Genomic DNA, 13090 nt, shown 5'->3' with positions numbered 1-13090 from the left:
TCCTCACCCTCGCCCACCGCCGCATCCTCACCCTATACGCCATGATCCGCGACGGCTCCCTCTACGACCCCCAACCAGCACAGCAACTACCCACCGCCGCTTGACAAACCACATAGGGGCACCCCCCCGGTGTTTTTAGAGGGGGGCGGTGTGTTTTTGGGTGCACTTATTACCCGGTATTAGGGTGCACTATTTTTGGGGTGGTTGCAAGTTGTGCTGGTTGTGGGCGTGTCGGGTGGTGGGGCGGGCCGGGTTGTCTGGGTGGGGGCGGTGTGTTGTTAGCCCCTCCCCCCGGTGCTTCAGGGGAGGGGCGGTCTATGTTAGGACTGGTAGCGGGGGATGTTTTCGCAGGCTGTGGCAAGTTCTGGTGGCGGCTCGCATTTGTAACCGTTGCCCCACTGGTATAGGTAATGGCATAGTATATGGTCCATCGCTTCCGTACCGGTGTGCCATCCCATGTTTTCGTGGATGTCCTCTATGTGAGCGATTAGTTGCTGTATTGCGTCACTCTCTGTTGATTCCATCCCTTCGATTGGATTCCAGCAGTAGCACCTATAGTGCCAGCGCTCGGTGAACTGGGATATGTTCGTGTTCTCGCTCCAGCGTGTGCTGATAAGGGTAGAGAATATGGTGATGGGGCCAAGCGTAAGCGTTACTAGTGGGTCCATGGCGCACACCTCTTATTGGACGGCCAGGCGTGTGGGTGCCCCCGTGTCGTCGGCGTCCCAGTCTAGAGACTCTATCGTGATGCCGTCGGTAACCTCGATGAGGTGCTGGACCTCCCAGGTGTCGCCAGGGTTGAAGGGGGAGCCGTTGTCGCGGGTCATCAGCCGGTCGTTGATCACGTAGAGGTCGTAGTCGGCTGTCTGCTGGTATCGGCGGCCCTCAGTGTCCGTGTACCCGGTAGGGGCTTCGGGCATGGAGTTCGGGTTGTTGCCTATGTTTTCGTAGCGTATGGTGGCCCGGCAGAGGGACTTTCCGTCGGGCATTTCGTAGGGGTCGTCCCACTCGTCTAGGTCCGCGTTTGCCGTGTCGGCGTCGAGGCCGCATTCCCAGCCTGTCAGTATGATAGCGGTTTCCACGGTGCCGTCGGTGTAGGTGACGGTGCGGGTAGCGGTGTCTCCGTAGGCGGTCGGGCCTATCGTGTCGCCGTCCATTGGGATGTCTAGAGCGGCCGTGGTCGTCTCCTCCTGAGCTGCTGGCGTTGTCGTCTGGTCCGTAGTGTCGGTGTCTCCTCCGCCGCAGCTTGCGAGTGCTAGGGCGGCGGGTAGTGCTAGTAGTATGCGTTTCTTCATTTTGGCCTCCTGTTGTGTGGGTGTGCGTCTCAGTCTAGCTGGCTTTTTCCTGTGCGTTGCTCATATCCTCCAGGTCTTCGTCCAGGTCTGTTACTGGCGTGTCGGGTGTGGCGTTCAGCCACTCTGTCGCTAGGCGGGCATCGCCCTTGCGGATTTCGCTGACTACCCAGGCTACGAACCGGTTAGGGCGCAGGTAGCGGGTTGTTTCACGGATGATGTCTCGGTATGCGTCCCGGAATGTGGGGTAGGTCATGTTGGAGAGGTCGCGTGGGTCGTCGGAGTACTGTTCTAGGTATGCGTAGGGTGGGCAGGAGAGGATCATGTCTGCCTCGTACCCGTCGGGTAGTAGGTTGCTGATCTCGGCGGCGTCTCCTGTGATCCAGTGGGGCGTGATGTCTCCGCCGAGGTCTTGTTGGGCGCGGTTGGCTTCTACCTGCTCGGGGCGTAGCTCTATGCCGGTGTACCAGCGGGCGAGGGCGGATGCGACGACGCCGCGTACTGCGCCGCCTGCGAATGGGTCGAGGATGCGTGAGCCGGGTCGGGAGTACCACCTGTAGGCGATTTCGGCCAGGGTTGGGGAGAAGATGGATGTTTGAGACCCTTCGGCGGTTGTAGTGACGAGGCGTTCCGCTTCGGGTGCTGCGAGGATGTCTTTTTCGGTGGCGCGGCGTCCGATGCGTGCTTCTACTTCACCTTTGATTTGGTACCAGTTTCGGTACTTGGTTTGTAGGGAGTTGTAGACGAGGTCGCCTTTGCGTCCTAGTTCGGAGCGTATGCCTAGCTGTTTCCATTTTCTGTCGCGGTCTAGCCAGTCTCCGCCGCGCCGGTTTAGGACGGTAAAGGGGGGGGGTAACATATCGGTCTGCTAGTAGCTGGACGCGCGGGCTTTCTGGGGTCATCTCGAATAGTGCGTTGTCTGTTCCTGTCGGCATGTTATTCGTCATCGTTGCTCCTCTCTGGTAGTTCTCCTGCGTGTATGTATCGGGTGCCGTGAATGTTTATTGGTTTGAGTTGGCCTCGCCGTATCCATGATTTGGCGGTGTTGGCGGGTATGCCGAGGCGTGGTAGGTCGGTTAGGGGTATGAGTGTGTCGCGTGCGCGTGCGGTGTCGAGGGCGGCGCGTAGTGCGTCAGTGTATGTTTCGTCGGTGTATGTGGTGCCGCAGGTGGCGCAGAGTTCCCAGTCTGTGAGTCCGTCGTCGAGGGGGTATCGGACTAGGCGTGTGCCGTCGCGTGGGCAGGAGCGGCCGGAGGGTGCGGGGTCTTGGCCTGCGAGGTGTAGGGCGATGGAGTGGACGCGGCGTATCTCACCGACGGACGCGTCCCACGTGTCGGCGTCTAGTTGCTGGTAGGCGTGTTCGGTGTGGTCGGCCAGCCAGTCGCACGCATGCCGTGGCCCGTCGGGTCGGGATCCAATCCCCTCATAGCCGAGTTTGTCGGCCCATTCGTCGGCTATCTCGGCGAGGATTTCCCGGCATCCGTCCGCCGTCCGCACGGTACCGGTCTCCCAGTCGTCCGTGATCGCGTCGAGGCCGTGCGGCAGGCTGCCGGGTAGCGGTGTGCTACCTGTGGCGGGCCTCGGGGACCTGATGCCGATCAGATCGTCTGGGTCGGGGACTTGGGAGAGTAGATCGGCGATGGTATCGAGGATGAGCCGGGTCTGCCGGTCCGGCGTGATCTGGTCAGTCATGCGGTCTCCGGGTTGGTTAGGGCTAGTAGTACGTCTGCGTGGCATGGCTGGTCGGGCGGGCACCAGCAGGCCAGGTCGTGCCCGCCCAGCGTGGCGCGGATGTCCTCGACGGTTGGTGCTTGGCGTGCGTTTTTACCGTTCGCGAGCCGCACGACGCCGGTAATCCAGTCGGTGTACCACTCGACGGCTTGGGCGGCGTCCCAGATGTAGGGGCGTGCTTTGCCGCCGCCTGAGTGGAGTTGGTAGGGCATGCGCTGGCCGATTATGGCGGGGTTGCCCCAACGCGTGGGCCGTCCGACGTACCGTGCAGGCTTTCCGCAACCGCAGCCGCAGAGGGGCATTCTCCAGTCTTTCGCGCGGCGGCGCTGGACTCGTTTCGGCGTGTAGGTCATTTGTTCTTCTCCCATGCTGGCGGTGTGGTTGCGATGACGGATTGCAGGCTTATGAGGGCCTCGCCTAGCGCAACGGTGTCGGTTGCGAGGTTTTCTATTTCTGTCATGAGGGCGTTGGATTGTGCCCAAAGGTTGCGCATGGCGTCGGTCGCTTCGGCGAGTTTCGCGGCTAGGTCGCGGTCCGTGTACTCGTCATCTTCTGTCGGCTCGTAGATATCGGCGAAGGCGGTTTCCGTGTAGAGTCGGAGCGTGCAGTTCTCGTCCAGGACAAGCCAGTCGCCGGGCAAGATAGCTTTATGTTTGCCATGGGTCTTTATGAGTATGGCGGCTTCAAGAACCGCGTATTCGATTTCTTCGTCGGCCTCGGAAGTGTCAAGCCATGCGGTGGTTTCGGGGACGCTCTTATGTTGGATTGCCTCAACGTAGCGGGTTCGTGTTTGGAATCGTGACATGGTTAATGTTTCTCCTTTGTCTATGATACGGTGGCGGGCTAGCTCTTGCGAAGGCGGGCGACCATTTGCGCGCGCTGTTCGGGTGTGAGCTGGCGGCGGTGTTTCGCGCCTCCCCATGGCGTGTAGTCACGGTAGGGGATGGTGAACTCCGCCTCGTTCTCGGTCGCGGTGGCCGGGTTGGTCGTTTCGGTGAAGCGCTTGTCCGCGCGAAGGCGGCGGATAACGTGCCTCTGTGCGGTCCATATGCGCACGAGGTCGTCTCCGTCGGACAGGGTGATGATCGTTTCCCGCTCGTAGGCGTTCAGGCTGGCATCCATTTCTTGCCCTCTTTCGTTCCGTTCTTGTGGGGTTGCTTGGTTGGTTGGGGGTGGGGGTGGTACCCCCTGCCTACCCCCGAGGGGGTTTAGGTCCGATTCGCTGCGTGCTTGTCGTGCCCTAGAAGGGTGGCATTGCGTAGTCGCCGCTCTGCGGGCCGTTCTCGGTCGGGCTGGTGCTGGGGTACCCTCCGCCGCTGTTCGGCCCGTAGGCGGGCGTCTCGTGGCTCTGAGGGGCATGTCCGGCCTGCTGGCCTCCCTGCGTGGTGCGGGTGACTTGTGCCCGGGCGTAGCGCAGCGCGGGGCCGATCTCGTCCACGGCTAGCTCTAGCGAGGTGCGCTGCTGGCCGTTGTGCTCGTATGAGCGGACCGTGAGTTTCCCGGTGACAATCACCCGCATTCCCTTGGTGAGTGACTCGGCGACGTTCTCCGCGTACTCGCGCCAGATCGAGCAGCGGACGAACATCGGTTCGCCGTCTTCCCACTGGTTGGTCTGGCGGTTGAGGGTGCGTGGTGTGGAGGCGACCGTGAGGTTTGCGACGGGGATTCCGGCTTGCGTGAAGCGGAGTTCGGGGTCGGCGGTCAGGTTGCCGGTGATCGTGACGATTGGTTCGTTTGCCATGGTTTATTTCGCTTTCTGCCGCCGGTTGGCGGCGATTCGGTCTCTGAGGTTGGGGACGGCTTCGAGGGCCGTTTGTGCGGCGTGAGGGTTGGCTTTCCGGGATGCTTCGAGGGCGGCGCGTTCGCGTTCGCGGGCCTCGCGCTCGGCGCGGCGTTCGGCGTCTCTGCGTGCGTTTTCTGCGGCTCGGAGGTCGGTTGCTGGTGCCGGGAGTGGGGATGGTTCGGCGCGGCGTAGCCAGTTGCGGAAGGCGGCGTCCCAGTCCCGGTAGGTTCGCCCGGTTGCGCGTGCCCAGTCGCGGAATTTCTCGGCCTCAGCCCAGCAGGTCACGCCGCGTTCGGCGGCGATGTCCGCGTGTCGCGGGTTTGGCGTCCAGTCGTCCGGGAGTTGGGTTCCTCGTTTGCGGTTGGGGCGTGGTTTGGGGGTTTGCTCTGTGTCGCCCGTTGCCGCGTCAGCGGCTAGGGGGGACACAGAGGGGTTATTACTCTTACTCTCACTCTTACTCTTACTATCCCTGCTATTTGCATGGCAGTTTGCATTGCACTTTGCATCGTCGTTTTCAGCTTCCTTCCAGCGTTTGGCTGCGGCGTTACGACGCTTTTCTGATGTGGCGGCGGCTTCCGCGCGTGACGTGTTGTGTTCCAGAAAGTCGCGGATTTCCGCCATTCCACCGGGAAGGTTGATCCACATTCCCACGTCGAAAAGGGCTGTAATTGCCGCCTCACTGTGAATGTTGTAAAGAGCTTTGATTGCGGCGACGGGGAAGACGCCGTCGGTCTTGTTTTGCGCGCTGTAGAGGATGGATCCGAGGTGCGCGATTTGCGCGTCGTGCAGCGCAATGTGCACACACTTTGCATGGCAGTTTGCATTGCACTTTGCATTGCAAGTTGCATCCGCTTCGCGCAACAATTCGGCGACGCGCACCCACTTCGGGTTAGCGAGGTAGGCGACATCCAGCGGCGTATACGCGCGCCTGTCTCCCCTCCGTGATCCCATGGCAACCTTCCTCTTTTCTTGTGATATGGTGCCGGTTGGTTTAGTCCGGTTCGGTTATCGTGATTGTGATCTGGTGTGTACCCGGCACGGTCGCGGGGTCGGGGTCTCGCCTGTATGTGATCGCGTCGATATGGGCGGAGTCGTCGTCGGGCCATAGGTGGCCGGTCATGCCGTCGATGAGGGCTTTGACGGTGGGGGCGGCGTTGGCGGGGTCTGCTCTGCCGACGCGGGCCGGGTAGGCGATGGTGGCGGTCACGTGGACAGGCCATCGGGTGGGCCGGTAGCGTGTGGTGCGGGCCGCGTAGTCGCCGAGGACGCGGAGCTGCGCGGTGCGCCGCGCCCTGTCCATGTAGTGGCGGCGGTCGTTGGCGGAGAGCCAGACGGATGCGGGGATCGGGATTGCCAGACTGTAGTTCATCAGTTGATCTCCTGTCCTGCTTGCTGTTGCTGGTCGAAGTGGATTTGGACTGCCCATTGGAGGGCTGCTATGAGCTGGCAGCAGTGCCGGGTGGGGATGCTGACATGCTCCCAGGGTGCGATGGGGTGTCCCGTCTCCTCTGCGGCTACGTAGTCCCACTGGTACTCGTCGGCCAGGTCCTCGTATATCTGCTCGGCGGTGGCGTCGAGCTGGCGGGGTAGTAGGTCTGCGCCGGTGGAGTCGGTGCGCTGGCTGTGGGCGCGTAGGAGACCGTTGTCGCGTAGGTGGGCGAGCATGTTAGCGGCTTGCGTGGCGATGCTCTGATACGCGGACACGTGGCGCGTGTAGTAGGTCATTGTGTTGGCTCCTCGATTAGTAGGGGGTCGTGTAGGGGTGTCGGGCTGGTGACGTGTAGGGTCACGTCGATGTGCTGGCCGGGCGTGTACTCTGTGGTGATCGCGGGGCGGCCTTGCCATGAGAGGACGCCTAGCCGGTGGGCGCGTGCGGTGGCGATGGTCCGGTCGATGGCTTCGGCGCGGAGGTCGGTCACGTAGGCGTCGTAGTCGGTGATGGGGTATCTCATGCGTAGCGTGGCGCGCGTGCTCATTTGGTTGCCTCGCTGATCGGGTTGCCGTCGATATCCACTTCGCGGATGACGGTTACGCGGGGTGCTTTGGCTTTTGCTACGCCGTCCAGGATCGGGTGTAGATCAGTGAGAGATACGCGGCATTCCAAAAACCGCGCGGTCGAAAGATCGGCGTTGTCGAGGTAGTGCTGCGCCTGCGCGGGCGTCGGGGACAGGTGCAGGCCGCCGCCGCAGCCGTTGTTTGGCTGCCAGTCGTCGCAGGCCACCTCGCCCTCTAGGGGCCACGTGGTGGGGTGGGCATACTGTATGCCGGATGTGAGGTCGGCGGGCAGGGCCTTGTACAGGGTGACGGTTTCGCCGTCACCCTGTACTTGGTTGAGTGCGCACCAATCGGCGGCGTTGCTCTCGTCGTATGCGGTCACGTCGATGATAACTCCGCCGGTGACGGTGGCGGCAGTGGAGAGTTTGCGGGTGACTACTAGTAGTCCGCTGGCGCTGACTGTCGCCGAGTCGTAGGCGCTGACTGTCGCCGAGCCGCTGGCGCGGACTGTCGCCGAGTCGTAGGCGCTGACTGTCGCCGAGCCGCTGGCGCTGACTGTCGCCGAGCCGTAGGCGCTGACTGTCGCCGAGTCGTAGGCGCGGACTGTCGCCGAGCCGCTGGCGCTGACTGTCGCCGAGCCGTAGGCGCTGACTGTCGCCGAGTCGTAGGCGCGGACTGTCGCCGAGCCGTAGGCGCTGACTGTCGCCGAGCCGTAGGCGCTGACTGTCGCCGAGCCGCTGGCGTACAGGTCCAGGCCCCGGTCGTCGGTGACTACGATCAGCTGATCAGCTGGAGAGCATATGATGATCTCATGCTCGTCGTATGAGTACTCGCCACTCTCGAGTACGTGGTCGAGCTCGGCCTGCGAGGTTACGCGGACATGTGTCATGGTGGGTCTCCTTATCGTGTGTGGGGGTTATGGTTGCGGTCGTGTCGCCATTCGGCGAGTGATTTGCCGATCTGGTAGATGCCGAGGCCGACCATTGCGGCGAGGGCGAGGCAGCAGCCTGCTAGTAGGATGATGAGGGCGGCTTGGGCTAGCCAGAGGATGATCGCGGTCATGGTTAGTTGTCTCCTTCGTCGTTGGGTGCTAGAGGGCCACGGTTTCAGCTGTCGCGCGGGACTAGGCTCATCGTGCTGTCTCCTTTGCGTGGGCCGTGTAGTAGCGGGAGATGCGGATGCGGTCTTGTGCGAGTAGTGAAGCGATCCAGGCGAGGGCGATGCCTGCGGATTCGGCGGGGTCGTGCTCCGGTTTGGTGGCCGTGGCGTCTATCAGGTGGCCGCGCCCTTCGCGGTCTAGCAGGCGTACCCAGTCAATATCGGGGCGGTTCCAGCGCATCACGTAGTAGTCGCGGGCGACCGCGATAAGCTGGTCTTTAGTGGTCGGGTCGGTGTATTGCAGGATGTAGGCGGCGTTGATGATATCGAGGCAGTGATCTGCGTAGCGTCTGGCGCAGTCTCTATCGTCGGCATTATCAGCGGCGGCGTATGATGCGTATTGCGTTCCAGGGTCGAAGCATGCGCGCGCGAGCATGCGCGTCTGGTACCCCTTTAAGCGTGTACCGCGTGGCGGGAATGCGGCGAGTTTTAGCGAGATGGCCTCCCAGAGGGCTTCCCAGTCTGTGATGGGTGCTCCGAAGTACTTGTATGCCAGTTCGTCGTCGGTGGTCATGCTGCCTCCTTGATCGTGGCTTGTGTTGGTGTTGCGGCCCAGCGGGTGAACTGGCTGCCCGTGAGGCCCCGCTTGGTGTCTTCGGGGTGGACGAGGCCGCGTTCGCAGAGTTCTTTGCGGGCGGTGCGGAGCCTCGAGTCTGACCAGGTGCCCCCGGCGGCGTGTATCGCGGCCATGATCTCGGGGTCCGTCAGCGGGCCGGATTGGCGGAGTGTGGATAGGACGGCTTGTTGGGAGCCGCGCACATGCCCGTCCGTGAGGGACTGCGCGGCGGCCCAGGATGTGGCCGGGTCGCTGCGTCGTGCGACCGGACCGTCCAGGTTGGGGTAGGTTCTCATTTCTGTTGTTCCTTCGCTTGCTCTGTTAGTTGTGTGGCGCGCTGGGTGATGCGTGCCTGTTGGTCTGGTGTTGCCGTGGCCCATAGTGCGCGTAGCTCTTCGACGGTTGCCGCTTGCTCGATGGCTTCGTCTGCCACGCCACCGGTGCCGGGGAGTGGCTCGACGACGTACCGGGCACGCTTGCCACGGGTAACCGTCAGGGCGAGCTGTACCGGTCCGTCGATATCGGATAGGTGGGAGATGCGGATGCCGCCAACCTCATCCCTGCCGAAGCGGACGGACGGGTCCCGGTAGAGCCGCATACGCCTACCGGTGTAGGCGTCTGAGTCTGGTCCCCACGCCGTCACCAAAACGCGGCGCATGCTTTTGGCGGGCTTGTAGGGGCGTCCGGGGTACTCAGCCAGCTCGATGTTGACGGGCTGCTCTGCGGTACCTGCCGTGACGCCGGTAATGGTCACGTCACGCGGCCCGGAGATGAGGTCGTCGGCGTTGAGCTGGTCGGAGCGCGGCTCAATAGTCTGCGTAAGATCCATTAGTAGACCTCCAATCCTGCGTCGGCGGTGTACCAGGCAGGCGCCCCCAAAAGCTCGATGTCGGGAGAGTGGCCCGGCCACGACGCGGCGCGAACGCATTCCGTGTACCGGTTGAGTGCCCGCCGCGCGCGTACTAGTCCGGCTGTCAAATATTCGTCGTCTAGCTCGTAGACGCCTACCAGGTAGGGCGGGGTCTTGGACACGACGACGTGGACGAAACGCGGCGTGTAGCCGTGAATCTGGTGCCAGATTTTCCGATACCAGGCGGCCTGCAAGGGGTAGTCCCAACGTGCCGCCTCACGCGCGAAACTATCCGGCGATGCGTCCCCGCTGGTGGTTTTCAGGTCCACCATGACTACCGGTTCGTCGCTGGTCAGGTCCCCGGCTATCCAATCCGGCCTGCCACGCATCCATACTCCGGTCGCCGTGTCTGGCGCGTAGATCGATGCTTCGGCGATCCCCGGCCCGTCCAATAGTCCGGCGGCTGCCGATTGGTCACGCACCGCCGCCGCGATTGATTGGACCTCCCAGGCTTCGTCCGGGGAGAGTGGGATCTGTCCCGCCTCGCGTGCGGCGGCGACCGCTTCGCGGGCTGCCTTCGTCCGCCAGCTCCCCTCAATCGTGGCCATGTCGGCTTGTCCGACGCCGAGCACGGCGGCATGTATTGCCGTGCCTAGCTCCATGGCCCGCGACGGGGCCGGGTGGTGGCCGTGGTGGTATTGGTAGTAGGCGGGGGCGACTAGCAGGTTTTTCGCGTCCGTGCTGGACACGCTGCCTCCCGCTGGGCCGAAAATCTGGTCGTGATACTCGACCGGATCAATCCCCGGATATACGCCCGGCCTAAAATCTCTCGTGCTCATCTGTCTGTCCTCATCTCCCACGCACGCTCGGCAGCGTCGTAGGCGTCTGCGTCTGTCATGTCTGCCTCTGCTGCGGCCATCAGCGCGGCCCCCATCTCGGATGCATCGTCGGGGCCTAGCAGGTACTCGGTGCCATCCAGTTCCAGGGCCACCGTTTCCGCGTCACACCTGACCACACTCCAGGTCATGCGACACCGCCTAGGGGTAGTACTGTGTCAATCGGCCTAGCGAGGCGCTGGCGGATCAACGGAAGGTACGTTGCTTCGCGCTCTATCAGAATTGCGCGCATGCCCTCCGCGAGCGCCGCTTCCCCCGTCGTGCCGGATCCCGCGAACGGTTCCAGGACCAGGCCGTTAGAGGGTGTGATGAGGCGTACCAGCCAAGCCATGAGGCCAACCGGTTTCACCGTCGGATGCGCCACCCCGCCCACTTTGGGGCGTTCGTCGGGTCCGGCTTTGGCGTGGAGCCGCCAGACGGGCCAGTGGTCCGCGACCTGTACGCCGGACTCGGCGGTGATCTGTCCGGCAGCCGTCTGGTCGCAGGTCACGTTCGGTGGATACGCCCCCGTTTCGGTCTCACAACGCCGGATGTTGAGCGCGCCGGTCCCGTACTGAGTGACGCTGGCGGCGACCGTGGATTCTAGGGGTTTGCGGGCGACGACAACCGGTTCGAACGCGGGCTTTAACGCGGTGCCCCAGCCCTCCCACTGCTTCGCTTCGCCCAGCACGGGCGTGCCCGAGTCGAGTGTTTCCCATCTGCCAAGAAGTTCGGTTGCACGCCCTTTGTACGCGGTTTCGCGGTCTTCTCGCGTCGTCCCAGTCCGCTGCGCTACCAGCTCCTCAATTTCAGCGGGCACTTCGGGCAGCAGCGGGCGCAGCAGGTCAAATTCTTTCGCGCGCGGTACGGCGGGCTGTGACTTGATAGATAAGTAGTGAGACGCCATGTGCGTGCCGGTCGCCTCGTTGATCTGCGCTGCGGTGATCCCGGTAGACCGCAGCCAGGTCGTAAATCTGAGTATCTGCTCTCTGGAGAGAGTCTGCCCCCGGTCGATGGCATACGCGATATCCAAGCGTTTCGGCCATCCCTGCACGTGTAGCCAGGCGATACTATCGCGGATGTCGAATCCGGCTTCCTCGATACCTGCGGCGAGCCGGTGCCACCTGCGCGGCGAGCCGAACGCTAACAGGTGCCCGCCGGGTTTGAGGACGCGCAAACACTCTCCCGCCCACGCGGTGGTCCAGGCTTGGAACGTGCCATGCTCAGCGCGGATCGTGTCCCCGTCCCAGGCAGCGCCCACGAAATCGATACCGTACGGCGGATCAGTGACCACGGAATCCACCGAACAGGCGGGCAGACTGCGTATAACGTCGATGCAGTCCCCGTGATAGAGCCGGATATCGCCGTCGCAGAGGAGCTCTGGCGTGTACTCACTCATGGTGGTCTCCCTCTAACGGGTTGACCGTCGCGGGTAGGCCCCAGAGCACTGCCAGCATGTCCATCACGTCGTGATAGACGGCGTACACTGCGTCTAATGAGAGGCCAATTAGTGGGGTAGACCGGTGCTTTTTGAGCGCTTGAAACGCGGCGTGGCCTATCTCATCGGGTGTCGCCTTGGGCATGTTCGCGAGGACGCCGAGGACGACCTCAGCATCCCGCGTATGGATGCGGCGCAGTACGGGCGATGTGAGCGGCCACGTGTCGGTCGTGTATTCGCCGACGCGGGCCAACCGGTCACCGCGCCGAGCCAGCATTCGCCGGGCTAAATCCTCGGGCGTGATCACGCGATCCTCCCTTCGTCGGCGGCGGTCTGCCCGCGACGTCGCCGGTTGTAACAGGTGGCGCACATGCCAGGCCCGCCGTAGCTCACCGTGTTGGCCTCCGCTACGTCCTCGGGTTTGACGCCGCGAGCGCGGATCAGCCGCCCGCAATACGTGCAGGGGCTGAGCAAGGGCCGCTTCTTTTTCGCCGTGGCGGTCCAGGGCAACTCACCGCCGCACCACTTGCAAAAATCACGGTTGACGCGGAAGAACAGCGATTTGCCGCAAGTCGGGCACACCTTCCCGGGCCGTCCGTCGTCCAGGTAATAGATACCGGCCCATACGCCGACAGTCAGCCGTGGCGACACCTCGCGCAGGGCCGCCGTGTAGGCGGCGCACTCGCCAAACACGGGGCAGGTCTGGCACAGCTCCCGCGCCCGGTCTCTGGTCTCCAGCTCGGAGTCGAGCGGAAACCACAGGTCGGGGTCGGCTTGGCGGCATGTTGCGCCGTCGATTAGGCCAGCGTTGGGGATGATCTGCGCCTCCATCATGCGATCACCTCCGCCGGTCCGTAGACTGCGGCGATATGCAGTGCCCGCTCCGCCTCGCGGCTGGAGATGTCCCAGGGATACGCGAGGTAGTGCCGTGCCTCGTGGAGCGAGGCCCGCTTCTCCTCACGGGACAGCTCGGCCCACTGGCCGTCCGACGTGGCGCGGGCAAGCGCGAGTGGGGAGAGTCGGCTCGCCCCCACCATTCCCAGCCAGGCATAGACTCCGCGGACGGCCTCGATAGCAACACCGCATTCGCCCGCCGTAACCACCGGATCATTGCCGGGATATACGCAGATGTAATCGGCTAGGCGGGCAGCGTCCGAGTAGTCAACTAGGCCGGTGGCGACCGCCTTCTCCACGATATCGGGGTGTAGATCGTACTGGCTCATCGGGCCTCCTCCCGGTCTGCGATAATGGCGGGGACGAAGGCGGCGGCCAGGCAGGCAACACCCACTAGCGCGAGCTGCCAGTCTCCCTGCGACTCGTACAAGGCGGCCATGCCGACAGCGACCAGGGCAGCCACTGTGACCCAGGCAAGGCCCGTGAAAATACGTTCAATCATTTACTTTCTCCTTTTG

Annotated in this window: 23 protein-coding genes; all 23 read right to left on the bottom strand. The window is 63.2% G+C overall.

Annotated elements, in window-relative coordinates:
* Positions 1-680: 680 nt before the first annotated feature.
* A complete protein-coding gene (locus tag EKN07_RS07285) occupies positions 681-1295 on the bottom strand; it encodes a hypothetical protein (RefSeq protein ID WP_126146047.1) in 615 nt (204 codons plus the stop codon).
* A 34-nt stretch (positions 1296-1329) separates the two neighbouring features.
* Complete coding sequence (locus EKN07_RS07280) at positions 1330-2151, bottom strand: class I SAM-dependent methyltransferase (protein WP_126146046.1); 822 nt, start codon at positions 2149-2151, stop codon at positions 1330-1332.
* 77 nt (positions 2152-2228) lie between these two features.
* A complete protein-coding gene (locus EKN07_RS07275; RefSeq protein ID WP_126146045.1) occupies positions 2229-2984 on the bottom strand; it encodes a helix-turn-helix domain-containing protein in 756 nt (251 codons plus the stop codon).
* A complete protein-coding gene (locus EKN07_RS07270) occupies positions 2981-3325 on the bottom strand; it encodes a DUF4326 domain-containing protein (RefSeq protein WP_241228152.1) in 345 nt (114 codons plus the stop codon). Before EKN07_RS07270 ends, EKN07_RS07275 begins: the two co-directional genes overlap by 4 nt.
* 47 nt (positions 3326-3372) lie before the next feature.
* On the bottom strand, positions 3373-3828 hold the full coding sequence (locus EKN07_RS07265) for a hypothetical protein (protein ID WP_126146044.1): 456 nt from the start codon (positions 3826-3828) through the stop codon (positions 3373-3375).
* A gap of 38 nt (positions 3829-3866) precedes the next feature.
* Positions 3867-4145: a hypothetical protein gene (locus tag EKN07_RS07260; RefSeq protein ID WP_126146043.1), complete on the bottom strand. Its 279-nt coding sequence runs from the start codon at positions 4143-4145 to the stop codon at positions 3867-3869.
* Between the two features lie 118 nt (positions 4146-4263).
* The gene (locus EKN07_RS07255; RefSeq protein WP_126146042.1) at positions 4264-4764 is read right to left on the bottom strand and encodes a single-stranded DNA-binding protein; all 501 of its coding nucleotides are present in this window, start codon (positions 4762-4764) and stop codon (positions 4264-4266) included.
* A gap of 3 nt (positions 4765-4767) precedes the next feature.
* On the bottom strand, positions 4768-5757 hold the full coding sequence (locus EKN07_RS07250; RefSeq protein ID WP_126146041.1) for a hypothetical protein: 990 nt from the start codon (positions 5755-5757) through the stop codon (positions 4768-4770).
* A gap of 40 nt (positions 5758-5797) precedes the next feature.
* Positions 5798-6175 (bottom strand): hypothetical protein, encoded by a 378-nt coding sequence (locus EKN07_RS07245; protein ID WP_126146040.1) that lies wholly within the window; start codon positions 6173-6175, stop codon positions 5798-5800.
* Entirely contained in the window at positions 6175-6531 is a 357-nt protein-coding gene (locus EKN07_RS07240; RefSeq protein WP_126146039.1) for a hypothetical protein, read from the bottom strand. The genes EKN07_RS07245 and EKN07_RS07240 overlap by 1 nt, the downstream gene beginning before the upstream one ends.
* Positions 6528-6782 (bottom strand): hypothetical protein, encoded by a 255-nt coding sequence (locus EKN07_RS07235; RefSeq protein WP_164546632.1) that lies wholly within the window; start codon positions 6780-6782, stop codon positions 6528-6530. The genes EKN07_RS07240 and EKN07_RS07235 overlap by 4 nt, the downstream gene beginning before the upstream one ends.
* Positions 6779-7690, bottom strand: a complete 912-nt coding sequence (locus EKN07_RS07230; RefSeq protein WP_126146037.1) for a hypothetical protein — start codon at positions 7688-7690, stop codon at positions 6779-6781. Before EKN07_RS07230 ends, EKN07_RS07235 begins: the two co-directional genes overlap by 4 nt.
* 11 nt (positions 7691-7701) lie before the next feature.
* Entirely contained in the window at positions 7702-7863 is a 162-nt protein-coding gene (locus EKN07_RS12565) for a hypothetical protein (protein WP_164546631.1), read from the bottom strand.
* A gap of 67 nt (positions 7864-7930) precedes the next feature.
* On the bottom strand, positions 7931-8473 hold the full coding sequence (locus tag EKN07_RS07225; RefSeq protein ID WP_126146036.1) for a hypothetical protein: 543 nt from the start codon (positions 8471-8473) through the stop codon (positions 7931-7933).
* Positions 8470-8811, bottom strand: a complete 342-nt coding sequence (locus EKN07_RS07220) for a hypothetical protein (protein ID WP_126146035.1) — start codon at positions 8809-8811, stop codon at positions 8470-8472. Before EKN07_RS07220 ends, EKN07_RS07225 begins: the two co-directional genes overlap by 4 nt.
* Positions 8808-9344 carry a hypothetical protein gene (locus tag EKN07_RS07215; RefSeq protein WP_126146034.1) on the bottom strand — a complete coding sequence of 179 codons (537 nt, stop codon included), beginning with the start codon at positions 9342-9344 and terminating at the stop codon, positions 8808-8810. The genes EKN07_RS07220 and EKN07_RS07215 overlap by 4 nt, the downstream gene beginning before the upstream one ends.
* On the bottom strand, positions 9344-10204 hold the full coding sequence (locus EKN07_RS07210) for a PD-(D/E)XK nuclease-like domain-containing protein (protein WP_126146033.1): 861 nt from the start codon (positions 10202-10204) through the stop codon (positions 9344-9346). The genes EKN07_RS07215 and EKN07_RS07210 overlap by 1 nt, the downstream gene beginning before the upstream one ends.
* Positions 10201-10392, bottom strand: a complete 192-nt coding sequence (locus EKN07_RS07205; protein WP_126146032.1) for a hypothetical protein — start codon at positions 10390-10392, stop codon at positions 10201-10203. The genes EKN07_RS07210 and EKN07_RS07205 overlap by 4 nt, the downstream gene beginning before the upstream one ends.
* Entirely contained in the window at positions 10389-11639 is a 1251-nt protein-coding gene (locus EKN07_RS07200; protein WP_126146031.1) for a site-specific DNA-methyltransferase, read from the bottom strand. Before EKN07_RS07200 ends, EKN07_RS07205 begins: the two co-directional genes overlap by 4 nt.
* The gene (locus EKN07_RS07195; RefSeq protein ID WP_126146030.1) at positions 11632-11985 is read right to left on the bottom strand and encodes a hypothetical protein; all 354 of its coding nucleotides are present in this window, start codon (positions 11983-11985) and stop codon (positions 11632-11634) included. The genes EKN07_RS07200 and EKN07_RS07195 overlap by 8 nt, the downstream gene beginning before the upstream one ends.
* Entirely contained in the window at positions 11982-12512 is a 531-nt protein-coding gene (locus tag EKN07_RS07190) for a WhiB family transcriptional regulator (protein WP_126146029.1), read from the bottom strand. The genes EKN07_RS07195 and EKN07_RS07190 overlap by 4 nt, the downstream gene beginning before the upstream one ends.
* Positions 12509-12901 (bottom strand): hypothetical protein, encoded by a 393-nt coding sequence (locus tag EKN07_RS07185; protein ID WP_126146028.1) that lies wholly within the window; start codon positions 12899-12901, stop codon positions 12509-12511. The genes EKN07_RS07190 and EKN07_RS07185 overlap by 4 nt, the downstream gene beginning before the upstream one ends.
* Positions 12898-13074 (bottom strand): hypothetical protein, encoded by a 177-nt coding sequence (locus EKN07_RS12560; RefSeq protein WP_164546630.1) that lies wholly within the window; start codon positions 13072-13074, stop codon positions 12898-12900. The genes EKN07_RS07185 and EKN07_RS12560 overlap by 4 nt, the downstream gene beginning before the upstream one ends.
* Positions 13075-13090 lie beyond the last annotated feature (16 nt).

Origin of the sequence: Actinobaculum sp. 352, from assembly GCF_003957265.1 — a bacterium.
Taxonomy (GTDB): domain Bacteria; phylum Actinomycetota; class Actinomycetes; order Actinomycetales; family Actinomycetaceae; genus Asp313.
The sequence above is the reverse complement of the archived record's forward strand: the minus strand, read 5'-3'. Positions and strand labels throughout refer to the sequence as shown.

Coding starts and splice junctions, on each gene's coding strand:
- EKN07_RS07285 (WP_126146047.1), bottom strand. CDS start 1,295: ATGAAGAAACGCATACTACTAGCACTACCCGCCGCCCTAGCACTCGCA.
- EKN07_RS07280 (WP_126146046.1), bottom strand. CDS start 2,151: ATGTTACCCCCCCCCTTTACCGTCCTAAACCGGCGCGGCGGAGACTGG.
- EKN07_RS07275 (WP_126146045.1), bottom strand. CDS start 2,984: ATGACTGACCAGATCACGCCGGACCGGCAGACCCGGCTCATCCTCGAT.
- EKN07_RS07270 (WP_241228152.1), bottom strand. CDS start 3,325: ATGCCCCTCTGCGGCTGCGGTTGCGGAAAGCCTGCACGGTACGTCGGA.
- EKN07_RS07265 (WP_126146044.1), bottom strand. CDS start 3,828: ATGTCACGATTCCAAACACGAACCCGCTACGTTGAGGCAATCCAACAT.
- EKN07_RS07260 (WP_126146043.1), bottom strand. CDS start 4,145: ATGGATGCCAGCCTGAACGCCTACGAGCGGGAAACGATCATCACCCTG.
- EKN07_RS07255 (WP_126146042.1), bottom strand. CDS start 4,764: ATGGCAAACGAACCAATCGTCACGATCACCGGCAACCTGACCGCCGAC.
- EKN07_RS07250 (WP_126146041.1), bottom strand. CDS start 5,757: ATGGGATCACGGAGGGGAGACAGGCGCGCGTATACGCCGCTGGATGTC.
- EKN07_RS07245 (WP_126146040.1), bottom strand. CDS start 6,175: ATGAACTACAGTCTGGCAATCCCGATCCCCGCATCCGTCTGGCTCTCC.
- EKN07_RS07240 (WP_126146039.1), bottom strand. CDS start 6,531: ATGACCTACTACACGCGCCACGTGTCCGCGTATCAGAGCATCGCCACG.
- EKN07_RS07235 (WP_164546632.1), bottom strand. CDS start 6,782: ATGAGCACGCGCGCCACGCTACGCATGAGATACCCCATCACCGACTAC.
- EKN07_RS07230 (WP_126146037.1), bottom strand. CDS start 7,690: ATGACACATGTCCGCGTAACCTCGCAGGCCGAGCTCGACCACGTACTC.
- EKN07_RS12565 (WP_164546631.1), bottom strand. CDS start 7,863: ATGACCGCGATCATCCTCTGGCTAGCCCAAGCCGCCCTCATCATCCTA.
- EKN07_RS07225 (WP_126146036.1), bottom strand. CDS start 8,473: ATGACCACCGACGACGAACTGGCATACAAGTACTTCGGAGCACCCATC.
- EKN07_RS07220 (WP_126146035.1), bottom strand. CDS start 8,811: ATGAGAACCTACCCCAACCTGGACGGTCCGGTCGCACGACGCAGCGAC.
- EKN07_RS07215 (WP_126146034.1), bottom strand. CDS start 9,344: ATGGATCTTACGCAGACTATTGAGCCGCGCTCCGACCAGCTCAACGCC.
- EKN07_RS07210 (WP_126146033.1), bottom strand. CDS start 10,204: ATGAGCACGAGAGATTTTAGGCCGGGCGTATATCCGGGGATTGATCCG.
- EKN07_RS07205 (WP_126146032.1), bottom strand. CDS start 10,392: ATGACCTGGAGTGTGGTCAGGTGTGACGCGGAAACGGTGGCCCTGGAA.
- EKN07_RS07200 (WP_126146031.1), bottom strand. CDS start 11,639: ATGAGTGAGTACACGCCAGAGCTCCTCTGCGACGGCGATATCCGGCTC.
- EKN07_RS07190 (WP_126146029.1), bottom strand. CDS start 12,512: ATGATGGAGGCGCAGATCATCCCCAACGCTGGCCTAATCGACGGCGCA.
- EKN07_RS07185 (WP_126146028.1), bottom strand. CDS start 12,901: ATGAGCCAGTACGATCTACACCCCGATATCGTGGAGAAGGCGGTCGCC.
- EKN07_RS12560 (WP_164546630.1), bottom strand. CDS start 13,074: ATGATTGAACGTATTTTCACGGGCCTTGCCTGGGTCACAGTGGCTGCC.